Origin of the sequence: Salinirubellus litoreus (assembly GCF_037335815.1) — an archaeon.
In the GTDB taxonomy this organism is placed as follows: domain Archaea; phylum Halobacteriota; class Halobacteria; order Halobacteriales; family Haloarculaceae; genus Salinirubellus; species Salinirubellus litoreus.
In genome coordinates, this window is sequence record NZ_CP147841.1 from 733,492 (window position 1) to 747,076 (window position 13,585).

Here is a 13,585-nt window from a genome sequence, read left to right on the forward strand (position 1 = left end):
CGACGCCGGCCAGCCCGGTCGGGGATCGTGTTCGGTCGAGACCGCCGCGTACGGGACCTGACACCCTCTATCCGGGTTTTGAACGATATAAACGATCGCGAAAAAACTGAACGCTCCTCTAGGTTCATACGTACCCCGGGAGTGCCTCGAACCATGTCCACCGGAACCTTCCCGAACGAGGACCGGGCGACCGGCCCGGCGCGGGCACGACGCGGCACCGACGACGCGCCCTCCCTGATCGCCGAGCTCGTGTTCAGGGAGCTCGTGGAGGCCGACGAGGCGCTCACCGAGTCGGAGATCCGCGAGCGGACGCTGCTCCCCGGAGCGGAGATCCGCGAGGCGATCTCCGAACTCGCCTCGAAGGGGCTCTGTACCGCTCGGCGACGGACGACCGATCACGCGCCGCGACGGTACGCCCCGGCGTTCCCGACGAACTCCGGGGCCTGAGCCGCGTCCCGCGGGACGGTTCGGCGGGCGTGGACTGTCGCCCGGGGGGGCGACCGGGGGATGCACCCCAACGACGTGCGGTAACACGGCACTTATACTTCGAGGAGATCCCTCTCGTGACATGGGCACCGAGACGGACGAGGAGACCCCACGGGACGGGGAGGACGAGCCACGGGTCGGCGACCTGTCGCTCCCGCCGTACCCGCCGAACCTCGGCCACCCCTCGCTGCACGCCATCCGACAGATGCGGGATCTCCTCGGATTCGCGGATCGGGCACACGACACGAGCGACGTGGTCCGGTTGCGTCGTCCCGCCATGGGCGACGACTACCACTTCGCCCACCCCGAGCACCTCAAGCGGGCGCTCCTGACCGAGCGCGGGGCGTTCGGGAAGTCCGAGGACTTCCGCATCGCGTTCGGCGAGGGACTGCTCACCGTCGAGGGCGAGGAGTGGCACCGGCAACGCGAGGCGCTCCGGCCGCTGTTCGCCCGCGACAGCGTCCTCGGGTACGCCGACGGGATGATCGAGGGGATCGAACGCCGGAGCCGGCGGTGGGCCGACGGCGACCGGCTCGACCTCCAGCGCGAGTTCAGGCGGATGACCCTCGACGTGCTGTTCGCGACGGTGCTCGGACGGGAGCTCGAACTCGACGGCGACCGCCGGCTCCGGGAGGCCGCCGAGGACCTCCACGCCTGGTTCGTCCCGACGTCGTACCTCCTGCCGCCGTGGGTGCCGACGCCCTCCAGACGACGGTTCGGGGCGGCGAAGGCCACGATCCGGGAGGAGACCGACCGGCTCCTCGCCGAGCGCCGGGCGGACCCGCCGACCGACCCCGCGGAGGCCGAGGACCTCCTCTCGCTGCTCGTCGGCCTCCGACGGGCGGGCGCGGTCGACCGGGGGACGTTCACCGACGAGCGCCTGCGCGATCAGATGGTCACGATCGTCTTCGCCGGCCACGACACCACCACCACGACGCTCACGTTCGCCTGCTGGGCGCTCGCCAACCACCCCGAGGTCCGCGAGCGGTTCCACGAGGAGGTCGATCGCCTCGACGGCCCGCCGACGGTCGACGATCTGTCGAACCTCGAGGTGACCGAGCGGGTCATCACCGAGACGCTCCGGCTCTTCCCGCCCGTGTACGTCCTCCCGCGGGTGACCACCGAGGAGGTAGCCGTGGACGGCTACCGGATCCCGGCCGACTCGCGCGTGTTCCTCGAGATACGCCTGGTGCAGCGCGACCCGCGCTTCTTCGACGCGCCGAACGAGTTCCGACCCTCGCGCTGGACGGGCGATCTCCGGCGCGAACTCCACGACTTCGCCTACGCGCCGTTCGGCGGCGGGCCCCGGGTCTGTATCGGCCGGGAGTTCGCGCTGCTGGAGGCCAAACTCGCGCTCGCCACCATCGGCAGGGAGTACGATCTCTACTGGATCGGCGAGAACGAGCCCGACGGCGAACCGCCCGTCTCGCCGGGGATGACCCTCCGGATGGTGGAGGGGGAGGAGTTCCTCGTCACCGAGCGCTGATCCGGCGACCGACGGGGGAGAACGCCAGCGGCGGTCCCAGTGGGACCCTTCAGGGGTGGGTGGTCACCGACTCGACGGTCGCGTCGTCGTCGAGCAGGACGTCGAGCCGTCCGCCAGGCGTGAGTGCCTCGACGAGCACCGACCACGGCTCGCGCTCCCGAACGGTGACACGCGCGGCCTCGGTGACGAACGGGAGCTCCCAGAGCGGACGCGCATCGACGTCCACGCCCCGCTCGGCGAGCCGACCGACCACCGGAGCGGCGTCGAGTAATCGTACGCCGACGGGGAGGTAGCTGTAGAAGCTACAGTTCCGACAGCCCAGTTCGAGGACCGCGGGGTGGTCCTCCGCGAAGTAGTCGTCGTATCGATCGAGGTGGTCGAGGTCCGCCGCCGAGTCGGCGTACTCGACGTCGACGCGGCCCGCACAGACGAAGCAGACGCCCCCGGAGGCCGACCGCCACTTGTACTTCGTCCGGCGGTCGAACGCCGTCACGGCCTCCCCGAGCGAGCGGTCCCGGAACCCGCCGGGGTCGAACGGGTACTCCACGAGCTTCGTCTCGCACGACGGACAGGCGACGGTGGCGAGGTGTTCCTCGTACGCGAAGGTCGGCGTCGTCCCACATCGGGGGCAGACACCCTCGACCGCGACGGGATCGACCGACGGCGACTCGTGGAAGACGCCGCTCCGGACGGCGTCGATGACGCGGTGACCGGCGTACTGCAGCGCGTACCGGTCACCGACGCGCTTGACGAACTGACCTCTGAGCTTCCCGAGGTGGTAGGTGAACTTCCCGGAGTCACGCTCGTCGACCGCCCGCCGGAGTTCGGCGAATCCCAGCGAGTAGTCCGGGGATTCCCGGAGCGCGAGCAGGATATCGAGCCGCAGCTCGTGGCTGAACAGCTGAAACGCCTCCTTCGGGTCGAGCGTCGCCGCCGACCCGTCCGGGCCCTCGGGCATCTCACCCCCCGTTTCGGACGGCGCGTAATAGTTCCCGGTACCGCCTGGTCGGTGACCTTCCTCGGATCCCCCTCGGGCCGAACGGTTCACCGGATCAGTCGGCACCGATGGGCTCGGCGGTGCGGTCGTTCAGCTCGGGGTACCGCTCGACCCCGGCGTAGCGGACGAGCTCGGTACCGAGCCGACGCACCCGTTCTTCGAGAGGGTCGTCGACGAGTTCGCCGTCGTCGAACCGCTCCGCGGAGTCCGGTATCCCGACCTGGAGGGGGAGCGTCCAGGCGTCGAGCGCCCGGACGACCGTCCGGAGCCCGGAGAGCGCTGTCGTCGGGAACCCCCCGCCGGAGACGGCGAGGAGCCCGACGGTCGTCCCCTCGAACTCGTCGAACCCGGTGTAGTCGAGCGCCGTCTTCAGGGGCGAGCTGAACGAGCCGTGGTACATCGGGGTCCCGAGGAGGATCGCGTCGGCCTCGCGGAATCGACGGCGCAGTTCCGGCGCGTCGCCGGCGTCCGGGTCGTCCGCGTCGAACGTCGGGAGGTCGTACTCGCGCAGATCGACGAGCGTCGTCCGTGCGCCCGCGCGTTCGGCCGCCGAGAGGGCCTCCCCGAGCGCGGCCCGGGTACCGCTGTCGTCGGCCAGACTGCCACTGATCGCCACGACGTGCACGTTCCGTGTCATCTCTGTCACGTCAGTATAGACGGACTTTACCCACTTATTCGCTCGGTGAACCCTATTTTATTAATATATCATACATATCCTCGGAACGGGGTCGTTCGGCATCCTTCGCGTCACGAGCCGGGCACGGCTGGGGGGGCGAAACCGTCCACGGGTGAAACGCGTTTCACCGACCGGCCGGCTCGCCACCCTGACTGGTGGAGCCCCGCGCGACCGGAAGCGCCCGGGGGCGTCGGCCGGATCGCAGACAACTCAGAAATCACCCAGCGACGTCTGGTTCTCCCGGAGGGCCGTCGCCTCGTACCCCTCACGGGTCAGCGTCCGCGCGAACACCGCCGCCGAGCCGTGCTGGGTGTAGACCCGATCGGGGTCGACCGCCCCGACGAGTTCCCGGAGTTCGGTGAAGTCACAGTGATCCGAGAGTGGGAAGGTCACGTCGTAGTCCCCGCGGAACCGGAAGGCGTCGTCGACGGCCAAGCCCGAGAAGCCGGCCTTCACTGCGCCCGTCTCCGAGGCGAGCTGGTCGACCCAGTTTATGCGGGCGGTCGTCATCGGGAGGACGAGCGCGTCCTCCGGGCCGAGGTCAACGTCGCTCGTGTAGGGATCGACGGCGAACTCGACCTCCAGGTGGGACTCGACCACCTCGTTCACCCGGCGGACGGCGGCGGTCGTGTAGGTCGTCCGCCCCGCCCGGTCGGCGAGCAGTCCCGCGAGTGTGTCGACTCGGCGGCCCTGGCTTCCCTCGCCCTCGAACCCCGCCCCGTGAGGTAGAGGAGCCGGTCGTGGACCCGCTCGACCGTCAGCGGTTCGGCGAAGAGCGTCTGCTGGCCCCCCTGCCCGACGGCCCACGCCGCCGCGTCACCCAGATCGCCCGACTCGCGCCACCGCTCGCGGACCACCTCCTCGGAGGCGTCGGTGGCCTTCAGTACTGCTTCGAGCGTGAGCTTCGAGGAGACGCCGAGGTCGGGCCGGTCGTACGCCGGTCCCAGCCGGCCGCGGACGAGCGTGACCAGCCGCGGGAGCAGGTCGCCGGCGTCGGCGAACGCCGCCGCGAGGACGTCCCGCTTCTCGATGGTCGAATCCGTCGCCGCGAGGCGGTCGTAGACCTCGACGAAGGCGGCGTACTCCACGCGAGACGTAGGTCAGGGAGCCCCAAGAGGGGCCCGCTTGCGGTCAGATCATAGGGATCATCGTCGTAGTTCGTAGATCCCCTGCCGGGAATCATGCCCCGCGACCCACGTCGAACGGTCGAATCCTCCAGCTGGCTACGATGGTCCCTATCACTCCCGGGTCGTGTCGCGCCCGAGCGCGGCGTTCAGCCCACAGAAACAGGTCGTGGCGTTGAACCCCGCGCCGAGGGCACCGAGGAGGGCGAGCAGGGCGGCCGACCGCCGCCCGGAGCGGAGCGCGCGGACGGCGAGGACGGTCAGGACGACGGCGAGCAGGGCACGGGCGAGGCGGTCGACCCCGCCGACGTTACGGTCTGGCATGCGTGAATCCCGACGGTCGCGGGCCACCTATATCCCCCGGCCCCGGCGACCCGGAGTCGCGTTCGTCGACGCCTAACGGGGCGGTGTCGAGTGCGAGCCGGCGGGATCAACGGCCGGTCAGCGCACGGACGATGGCGGTCTCGTTCCGCCGGAAGACCGAGAGGTGGCCGAGGTCGGGGTAGACGTGCGCCTCCGCGGTGGGGAGCTCCCGGGCGAGGTACAGGCCCATCTCGGGGGGAACGAGCGCGTCCGCCTTCCCGTACCAGAGGTAGACGGGGACCCCGACGTCGGCGAGGTCGAACCCCCACGGGCTCCCGTAGATGGTCGTCTCGCGGACGAGGGGGTCGATACCGTGGTTGCGGGTCGACTCGACCATGCTGGCGTGGACGACCCGACCGACCTCCCCCGTCCAGAGCGCCCTATCGGCCGGGGCGGCGTCCTCGGCGAGCGATTCGAGAAAGGACTCGCGGTCGCGCGTCGCCCGCCGCCCCAGGAGCCACAGCGCGAGCTTCGAGGCGGGCGGGGCGAACCGCGCGGTGTAGTACCAGGCCCGTTCACGGAGGCCGACCGACGCCATCGGCCCGACGCCGCAGGCGACGCCCGTGCGGGTGACCCGGTCGTCGAGCAGGGCGGCCGTGGCGAGCGCGTACGGCCCGCCCCCTGAGATACCCAGCACCGCGGTCCGCCGGACGTCGAGCGCGTCGAGGAGGTCGCGGACGTCCGCGGGCCAGTCGGTCAGCGACCGGTCCGGGTCGGGATCCGAGACGCCCATCCCGGGTCGGTCGGGCGTTATCACCCGAACGCCCACCTCGCGGCCGACCGCGTCGAACAGTGCTCCGAATACCCGCGAGTTCGGGAAGCCGTGACAGAGCACCAGCGACGTCCCGTCGGGATCGCCGAACTCGGCGTACCCCAGTTCGCGCCCGTCCGAGAGGGAGACGGTCCGAGGGTTCTCCGCGGCGTCGGCCGCGAGCGAGAGCATGGCGCGTTCGTCGTCCGGAACGTCCGTCTCCGGGGTCGGGTGGCCACCGAGCCGGTCGGTGAGGAGGTCGACGAGTCGTCCCATGGGCCGTAGCCGAGACGACTCGGGCATGGGTCTTCGGGTATCGGCCGGGGCCTCCCGCTCGCGTCGGACGGCTGAGCCCGTCGGAGCAACCCGGGACGTACCGATGGCCCGCTCCCGGGGAGGCGACCGGGTTTTTATCCGCGCGCCGGGGATGGGACCCATGGCCGAGTACCTCAAGTCCGCCGCCGACGCCTCGCTCGAGATACCGCGGGACGTGACCGACTCCGTGCGGGAGATCGTGGACACGGTTCGTGACCGGGGCGACGAGGGCGTCCGCGAACTCACGCGGGAGTTCGACGACGTCGAGCGCGAGGACCTGCGCGTGAGCGAGGCGGAGATCGAGGCGGCGGCGGACGAACTCTCCAACGCCGAGCGACGCACCATCGACAACACGATCGAGAACGTCCGCGCGTTCCACGAGGAGCAGTTCGACCACCTCGACGGGTTCGAGGAGGAGTTCCAGGAGGGCGTGACCCTCGGGACGCGTCTGGTGCCCGTCGAGAAGGCGGGCGTGTACGTTCCGGGGGGTCGAAAGCCGCTCGTCGCGGCGCCCGCGATGACCATCGTCCCGGCGGTCATAGCAGGCGTCGGGACGGTCGTCGCGTGCGCGCCGCCACAGGCCGACGGCTCCGTCCAGCCCGCCCAGCTGTACGCGATGAACCGGGCCGGGGCCGACGAGATATACGTCGCCGGCGGGGCCCAGGCCATCGCGGCGATGGCCTACGGCACCGAGACGGTCCCGGGTGTGGACAAGGTCACGGGTCCCGGGAACATCTTCGTCATCGAGGCGAAGCGCCAGGCGTTCGGGCACGTCGGCATCGACTTCCTCGCCGGCCCCACGGAGGTGCTGATACTCGCCGATTCGAGTGCGGACCCCGAGATGGTGGCGACGGACCTGCTCGCGCAGGCCGAACACGACCCGCGCTCACGGGCGGCGCTCGTCACCACGGACCGCGAACTCGCCGAGGAGAGTGTCGACGCGCTCCACGACCAGTTACCGGATCTCCGGACCGAGGAGATCGCGAGGGAGTCCTGGGAGGAGAACGGCGAGGTCGTCCTCTGTGAGGACCTCGCCGAAGGTGCCGAGATCGCCAACGACTGGGCTCCGGAGCACCTGCAGGTGATGACGGACGACCCCCGGGAACTCCTCGACGAGTTACACAACTACGGCTCGCTGTTCCTCGGCCACCACGCGCCGGTGGTGTTCGGCGACAAGGCCGTCGGGACGAACCACACCCTCCCGACGCTCGAGGTCGCGCGGTACAGCGGCGGCATCAACGTCACGACCTACCTGAAGGTCCTGACCCACCAGGAACTCACCGCCGAGGGCGCGGACGGTATCGCGCCGTGGGCCGCGAAGATCTGCGAACTCGAGGGGACCCACGCCCACCAGGTGTCGGCGGAGAAGCGGATCACCACGGATGCGGGACGGAAGCTCGCCCGCGAGCTCGAACTGGAATCCGGTGGGGGCGTCGACCTCTCGGAGGAGTAGCGCGCCGGCTCGCGGTCGTCGCCGGGGCTCGACGATCCCCGACACCCGGACGGCGGACCCATCGCTCCCGTCCGTCGTAGCACCTCGAAGAAATGCGTGGGATCGGACGTTCGCACCGCCCGGCCGCCGCGTTCCGCTCAGTCCTGGCCGGTCTCGATGTCGACGCCCTCGAACTCGACGTCGACTGACTCGCCGTACCGGTCGCCGTTGGTCTCGTCGTGGCGGTGGAACGTCGGCGGCTCGATCTCGATCTCTATCGTGTACGTCCCGTTGCCGGGGACCTCCAGGTTGAGGCCGTAGTGGTGCAGGCCCGGGTGCCAGACGTACGGGACCTCGACGGGACCGACCTCGTCCTCGTCGTCGTCCTCGGGGACGAGCGTCGCCTCGATGTCGAGCCCGGGGACGAACCGGCCGTCGTCGATGTCGGCCACGGCGACCTCGAGGTGGCAGTTCTCCTCGTCGGGCTCGACCCACTCCAGGTCGCCCTCGCCCCGGAGGTGATACATGCCCTCGGCCTCCTCCTGGGCGAAGGCGACCGTGAAGTCGCCCGCCTCCTTCGTGTCGCCCGTGTGGGCGACCTCGCTCGCCATGTACTCGATCGACTGCAGGTAGGCGTCGCCCTCCTCCGCCGCGAGTTCGAGCTGTCGTTCGTCGACCTCGTCGCTCGGCCCCTTGCTCTCCTGCTGACTCATGGGTGTACCGAGTCGCACCGGAAGGGTAAGGTTTCAACCAGCAGGAGCAAGCACCGAGCGCCCGAGAGCACGACATAGAATGACTGACACGGGCGGTCCGCTCTCGTCGTTCGGCCGACGCCCCGGTCCGGTCCCGGACGAAAGCGGTCCCGTCCGCGCCGAACGCTCCGATACCGTCGTGGCTTCGCCCGCTCGTACGGTCGGGCGTAGTCTTTTACCGGTGATGACCGACCCCGGCTGGGTGATCGTCGGTGAATCGTTACGCACGACCGTATCAGTCCTCGGTCCAGTACATCAGCGCCTCCTTCGGCTCGCCGCAGTTGGGGCACTCGTCGGGGAGCCCCTCGTCGATCTCGCCCATCTCGCCGCACTCGGTACACCGCCACATGAGTTCGGCCTCGCCGAACTCGTGGCCGGACCGGGCGTGTTCGACGGAGAGCCCCTCGACGCCCTCCCGGAAGGAGACGAACACGCCGCCCGCCTCGATCCCGCGGATCTGACCGACCGGCTCTCCCTCTTCTGTGTAGAGCACCTCGCCGAAGTCGACGTCGACGGTGTCGTCGAGCGGGTCCTCGTCGTCCTCCTCGTCGGGTGTCTCGCCACGACCACTCATACGCTCGCTACTCGACGAGCGGGGTTAAACCCCCGACCCGGACCTCCCGGATGGAGCGCGAGAGAGGAGACTCAGGGGAGAATCCACCGCTCGTTCCCGGTTCGAATCAGTCAGCAGACACAAAGTAGTAGTACGACGTGACGGTCTTTCGGACCGAGCTACACCGTGTCACCCCTCCTCCCTTCGATATCCGATCTCCCGCGCGAGACGAAGCTCGTCGTCGGGGTGATCGGCGGTGCCGAGTTCGTCAACCACACGTACCTCGTGCTGTTCCCGCCGATACTCGGCCTGCTCGCCGCGGAGTACGGCGTCTCGCTCGGGATGCTCGGGGTAGCGATGGGCGTCCAGGGGTTCACGAACGCCGTCTTCCAGTTGCCCTTCGGCTACCTCTCGGACAACTACGACCGCCGGCTCGCACTCGGGCTCTCGATGGGGCTGAGCACGTCGAGCGTGTTCGTCGTCGCGCTCGCGCCGACGTTCGAGGTACTGCTCGTCGGGCAGGCGCTGCTGGGGATCGGGGTCGCCGGCCACCACCCCGTCCACTTCCCGCTGCTCGCCGACGCGACGCCCGAGAACATGCGCGCCCGGGCGTTCAGCGTCCGCGGGTTCCTCGGCAGTCTGGGGTTCGCCGCGCCGCCGGTCGTCGTCACCGCGGTCGTCGGCCTCCCCGGGGCGACGTGGCGAACCGCCGTCGCGCTCATCGGGCTGTTCGGAGCCGCCTACACCCTCCTCACGATCTGGACCTTCTGGCGGTACGTCGACGGCGAGACGACGACGCCCGCACCGAGTGAGTCCACGCGCGATCGGTCGCTCGGCGAGCGGCTCCGCGAGGAGTTTCGAGCAGTGATCGCCTCGCCCGCCATCGTCGCGCTGGCGCTGCTCGCGCTCGTCTCCTCGGTCGCCAGCTGGAGCGTCAACTCCTACGCGGTCGTCCTCCTCCAGGACGGCTACGGGCTCGGACTCGACGTCGCCAACCTCTCGCTGACGGCGATGTTCGTCGCCGGCGCGGTCATGGTGCTCGTCGGCGGCTACCTCTCGGACCGCTTCTCGGCGGGGCCGGTCATCGTCTCGAGCTACCTCTCGGTCGCGCTGTTCGTCGGCCTGCTCGCCTCGCTCGCCGTCTCCCCCTGGGTCGCGGTCGCCGCGGTCATCCTCGTCGGCGCGCTCCGGGCGTTCGCCGGCCCCGCGCGGTCGAAGCTCGCGGACCTCCTCTCGGCACGGGCCGACCTCGGCCGCAACTTCGCCATCGTCTCCGTGGGCACCATGGCCGGTAGCGCGATCGCCCCGCCGATGGTCGGCGGCCTCATCGAGTACGCCAGCCTTCGAGTGGCGTTCCTCGCTGTCGCCGGCGCGGCCGTCCTCGCCGCGCTCGTCGCACTCGCCATCGTCCAGATCTACGGGAAGGGGAGCGGTCTCGGCGTCACCTCGACGACCGGCGACGACTGAGGACGCCCCCTCGCGGGACTCACCAGCGTAGGTCGAAGGACGGACGACGGGTGCCGAGGACCACCTGGGCGGACGAGAGACGTTCGCGCGTTCGCTCGAACACCGGCCCGATGCTTCCGAGGGGCTGGCTACGCGCTGTCGTCGCGCTCTCGCTTCCCCGAGCGGTTGCGTCGGTATCGGAGTAGCTCGGTCGCGACTGCGCCGACACCGATGGCGAGCGCCCCAAGGACCAGCACCCACGGTCCGGTCTGTGAGTCTTCAGTCACGGGACGGGGTAGGGGCGGAGGTGGATGAACTCTTGTCTCGCGTCCGGGTCGGTCGACGCAGCCGTCCGGGGACGCAAGGGTGGGGGACTCGAAAGGCCGAGAAAGTAGTCCCACCAGACGATGAAATTCCGAGTTTTGCATCTTTCAGGATCGCTGTACGGTTAACAGAAGAACTCGGGCCTGGTTGCACCCCTCCGGTTTTGTCCCTTACTCCATTTGCTCGATCCCATATTCACTCCCGAATTCCGAGAAATGTTCAACGAGTTTCTCGCCCGTCTGCTCGATTTCATCGACCGAGCTGACGTGTCGGTAGAAGACTCTGCCAGAAGAGAACGGATCCTTAGCGACCTGAAGTGCCCACTCACGGGTCTGTGCCGCCACACGCTCGTCGTCAGATTTTGAGGCGCGCTTGATCTTGTAACCAAACGCGCGCAAGGCGCCGTCGATATCCGCCCGGTTATACTGTGTCGGATCACACCAGTACAGATGGACATTTAGTCTCAAATTCCGACCATTATCTTCAGATTGAACTCGATTCATTGGGTAGTCAATCCGAGCCACCGCCAGCACGGATCCAGAAGATCGAGTTACGTTTTCCATGCCCTCCACAGGGCTGTCAAACAGTTCGGGGGTCTCGGCAATCATCTCTTCACCGACCTGCTGCAGTGCCACTCTGATCTCGTCCTCAAATTGGTCAGCCAATCGGACTGCTTTTAGATATCGATCACTCTGGAGCCCCATACTAAGGAAATCATCAGTCATTGAACGACCCTCTCGCGGAGATATGTTAGTTGTTTCTCGAGAATCTCGGCGAATTGAATCGGCCGAAGCGAATCGACGACGTTCGCAAGAGCGACCATTCGTTCAATTACTGGCTGTGGACGGAACTCCATAATCTGCTGCTCAGCGACCGCACAGAACAGGTAGGCGTTGGCCGCCCAGTGATCGTCAACAACTGCATTCCGACGCAGAAGCGAGCGAATCGCCGCGGTCACGTCACGCCAGTATATCACGGCGACAGGCCCGGGATCAGCCCATTCGATCCGGAGCGGTCCACCTGGTCGCTGCTCAACCGGCGGCCCAACGATGGAGCCGAGACGGCCGGTCTTTCGCTTTGGGAGGAGGAGTGCATGAGTCCACTCCTGGTCGTCGTAGTGGTGCTCGACGAGGCGCGCCGTCTCGGCCGTTTCGGGTAGTTCTCGTCGTCCAGCTTCACCTCGATGGAGACGCCACGGTCGGCGTGAAAGACGAGTATGTCCGGCCGTCGGAAGGAGCCCTCCTGCTCAACCCGCTTCGAGAGCTGTTCTTCTCGAACCACCTTGTCCGGGGACTGATCCACTTCAACGTCGAATAGCTCCCCCACCAGCTCTGCAGAGGGTCGAAGCAGCCGCGCCAGCCACTGCGACCACTCCACCTCGTTACTGGGCTGAAGCGGGCCCCGTTGGAACCGATTCAGGGTCAGGTCTGCGGCCAGCGGGTCCGTATCGAAGGGGGCCTCCGATTGTCTCCACTCCTTGTTGGATCGGTCCAGCAGGTTAGCGAGTTCAACGGCTGTATCATGGCCCGTCTCAGCGTAGACATCCCACCACGGCTCGAGCTCGTCCCAAGCGTCAGTCGACCGGCCGAAGGTGGACGCCCAATCTGAGGCGGGGGCCTGGATAACGGGAGAGGAGTCCGCATACACCCGCCACCACGGATCGAGTTCATTCCACTTGTCGGCCAACCACTCTACGTCGAGCACTCGGTCAGAGGCGGCACTTGGACTGATTGGTCGTGCCTGCGTGTATGCTGCCCACCAGGGGTCGAGACCCTCCCAATCACCCGGCTCGACCTCGATGCCCATGGCTCAGCTCACGCCCGGCGCCGATAAAGTCGCTGGGGGGAACTAAGGAGTTGTCAAGCTTGCTGAGCGGGGTCCTGCTAATCGTAGAAAGTGCCCCGCCACAATGAGTCCAAGATGCTCGCCTGCGAGAGGTCTGCTAAATCTAAACTCTACCCTACCATCTGCTCGATTTCCAGAAGGTGGTCTAAGAATTGACCTGTCTGATCCTCGCCGGTGTAGACGTCATGGATACAAAGCGCGCGGATGTTCGCCTCTGAGCGATCGTACGCTTGTGCCGTCTCGGTGAGCGCACGGTCTAAACGACTCTGGGGTTCAGTTCGATACTGCTTCCCGTTGTCCGCTCGTTTGGGCTGACTGCCTCGGCTCTCTAAGAACCTCTCAGTGACTCTACGGCGGTAATAGGACCTATTCCGGTTATCAGGCAACGGAGGGAATACGTCGCTCATCGCCTTTGCTAAGAGGTCGTCTGCATTTTCGACCTGCCTACCTGCTTGCCTTTATCGCGGCCCAGTATGCCATCTATTTCGTCGGCCGCTTCGCCGGACAGGGGAAAGAGTTCTACAGCGTCGCGCGGCACTCGGTCCACGTCAGTCTCGAAGTAGAGGCGCGAGGCGGGAGTCGGAAGGTCCAGCGCTACGCGCTCGTCCATGACGCTGCCGAGGCATACCTCTCGGACGTCCCTGGCCCGGTGAAAAAGAGCTCCCCGGGGTACAAACACGCCGAGCGAGCCCTCGGCAGAGCGGTCGTGGAGGCGCTTGACCTCGACGTCACGGCAGACGAGAAGGCGTTCGTCGAGCGGACGGACAAGGTCGTTGGGCAGTACGAGCTAGCGGCGTATTTCCCCGAGAGAGGCTACGAGGGGCCGGTCGACCTCCGTCACGACCCGGACGCTGTGGACGCGAGCGCGGACGACAAGGCGCTGTTCCTGGGGCGGGCGAGGGCCCTCGGTCTCCGATAGTGGACCCAGCCCGAAGGTGACGCCTTTCTCGCGGGGTTGCGCTCACCTCCACTCGACTCTGCATAGGAACGAGGCCCGTACAGTATTCATCGGCCAGAAGAGATAACACTCTGTAT

The 13,585-nt window shown here is 67.7% G+C and carries 17 protein-coding genes; 5 read left to right on the forward strand and 12 right to left on the reverse strand.

Annotated elements, in window-relative coordinates:
* Positions 1-153 precede the first annotated feature (153 nt).
* Both WDJ58_RS03670 and WDJ58_RS03675 read left to right on the forward strand, forming a co-directional pair.
* Positions 154-447, forward strand: coding sequence for a hypothetical protein (locus WDJ58_RS03670; RefSeq protein WP_338916270.1), 294 nt, complete (start codon positions 154-156; stop codon positions 445-447).
* A gap of 121 nt (positions 448-568) precedes the next feature.
* Positions 569-1,972: a cytochrome P450 gene (locus WDJ58_RS03675; RefSeq protein WP_338916271.1), complete on the forward strand. Its 1,404-nt coding sequence runs from the start codon at positions 569-571 to the stop codon at positions 1,970-1,972.
* A gap of 49 nt (positions 1,973-2,021) precedes the next feature.
* Here WDJ58_RS03675 and WDJ58_RS03680 read toward each other — a convergent pair whose 3' ends face one another.
* From WDJ58_RS03680 to WDJ58_RS03705, 6 genes are all read right to left on the reverse strand, one after another.
* Entirely contained in the window at positions 2,022-2,930 is a 909-nt protein-coding gene (locus tag WDJ58_RS03680; protein WP_338916272.1) for a winged helix-turn-helix domain-containing protein, read from the reverse strand.
* A 94-nt stretch (positions 2,931-3,024) separates the two neighbouring features.
* Entirely contained in the window at positions 3,025-3,606 is a 582-nt protein-coding gene (locus WDJ58_RS03685; RefSeq protein WP_338916273.1) for an NADPH-dependent FMN reductase, read from the reverse strand.
* 249 nt (positions 3,607-3,855) lie between these two features.
* Positions 3,856-4,254, reverse strand: a complete 399-nt coding sequence (locus WDJ58_RS03690) for a hypothetical protein (RefSeq protein ID WP_338916274.1) — start codon at positions 4,252-4,254, stop codon at positions 3,856-3,858.
* Entirely contained in the window at positions 4,251-4,733 is a 483-nt protein-coding gene (locus WDJ58_RS03695; protein ID WP_338916275.1) for a hypothetical protein, read from the reverse strand. The genes WDJ58_RS03690 and WDJ58_RS03695 overlap by 4 nt, the downstream gene beginning before the upstream one ends.
* Positions 4,734-4,883: 150 nt before the next feature.
* Entirely contained in the window at positions 4,884-5,093 is a 210-nt protein-coding gene (locus tag WDJ58_RS03700; RefSeq protein ID WP_338916276.1) for a YgaP-like transmembrane domain, read from the reverse strand.
* Between the two features lie 106 nt (positions 5,094-5,199).
* Positions 5,200-6,159, reverse strand: a complete 960-nt coding sequence (locus WDJ58_RS03705) for an alpha/beta fold hydrolase (RefSeq protein WP_338916277.1) — start codon at positions 6,157-6,159, stop codon at positions 5,200-5,202.
* Positions 6,160-6,319: 160 nt separating this feature from the next.
* On the opposite strand from WDJ58_RS03705, the gene hisD reads away from it, so the two are divergent.
* A complete protein-coding gene (gene hisD, locus WDJ58_RS03710; RefSeq protein ID WP_338916278.1) occupies positions 6,320-7,651 on the forward strand; it encodes a histidinol dehydrogenase in 1,332 nt (443 codons plus the stop codon).
* Between the two features lie 137 nt (positions 7,652-7,788).
* Here hisD and WDJ58_RS03715 read toward each other — a convergent pair whose 3' ends face one another.
* Together WDJ58_RS03715 and WDJ58_RS03720 are read right to left on the reverse strand one after the other, a co-directional pair.
* Entirely contained in the window at positions 7,789-8,343 is a 555-nt protein-coding gene (locus WDJ58_RS03715; RefSeq protein WP_338916279.1) for an iron transporter, read from the reverse strand.
* Positions 8,344-8,617: 274 nt separating this feature from the next.
* Positions 8,618-8,956 carry a DUF7130 family rubredoxin-like protein gene (locus WDJ58_RS03720; protein WP_338916280.1) on the reverse strand — a complete coding sequence of 113 codons (339 nt, stop codon included), beginning with the start codon at positions 8,954-8,956 and terminating at the stop codon, positions 8,618-8,620.
* 165 nt (positions 8,957-9,121) lie between these two features.
* Here WDJ58_RS03720 and WDJ58_RS03725 point away from each other — a divergent pair, with 165 nt between their 5' ends.
* Positions 9,122-10,402 (forward strand): MFS transporter, encoded by a 1,281-nt coding sequence (locus tag WDJ58_RS03725; protein ID WP_338916281.1) that lies wholly within the window; start codon positions 9,122-9,124, stop codon positions 10,400-10,402.
* Between the two features lie 128 nt (positions 10,403-10,530).
* Here the strand turns inward: WDJ58_RS03725 and WDJ58_RS03730 are convergent, their stop codons facing one another.
* From WDJ58_RS03730 to WDJ58_RS03745, 4 genes are all read right to left on the reverse strand, one after another.
* On the reverse strand, positions 10,531-10,668 hold the full coding sequence (locus tag WDJ58_RS03730; RefSeq protein ID WP_338916282.1) for a hypothetical protein: 138 nt from the start codon (positions 10,666-10,668) through the stop codon (positions 10,531-10,533).
* Between the two features lie 207 nt (positions 10,669-10,875).
* On the reverse strand, positions 10,876-11,430 hold the full coding sequence (locus WDJ58_RS03735; protein ID WP_338916283.1) for a hypothetical protein: 555 nt from the start codon (positions 11,428-11,430) through the stop codon (positions 10,876-10,878).
* A complete protein-coding gene (locus tag WDJ58_RS03740) occupies positions 11,427-11,663 on the reverse strand; it encodes a hypothetical protein (protein WP_338916284.1) in 237 nt (78 codons plus the stop codon). Before WDJ58_RS03740 ends, WDJ58_RS03735 begins: the two co-directional genes overlap by 4 nt.
* A gap of 14 nt (positions 11,664-11,677) precedes the next feature.
* Complete coding sequence (locus WDJ58_RS03745) at positions 11,678-12,511, reverse strand: hypothetical protein (RefSeq protein WP_338916285.1); 834 nt, start codon at positions 12,509-12,511, stop codon at positions 11,678-11,680.
* Between the two features lie 451 nt (positions 12,512-12,962).
* Here WDJ58_RS03745 and WDJ58_RS03750 point away from each other — a divergent pair, with 451 nt between their 5' ends.
* Positions 12,963-13,469 (forward strand): hypothetical protein, encoded by a 507-nt coding sequence (locus WDJ58_RS03750; protein WP_338916286.1) that lies wholly within the window; start codon positions 12,963-12,965, stop codon positions 13,467-13,469.
* Positions 13,470-13,585: the final 116 nt, after the last annotated feature.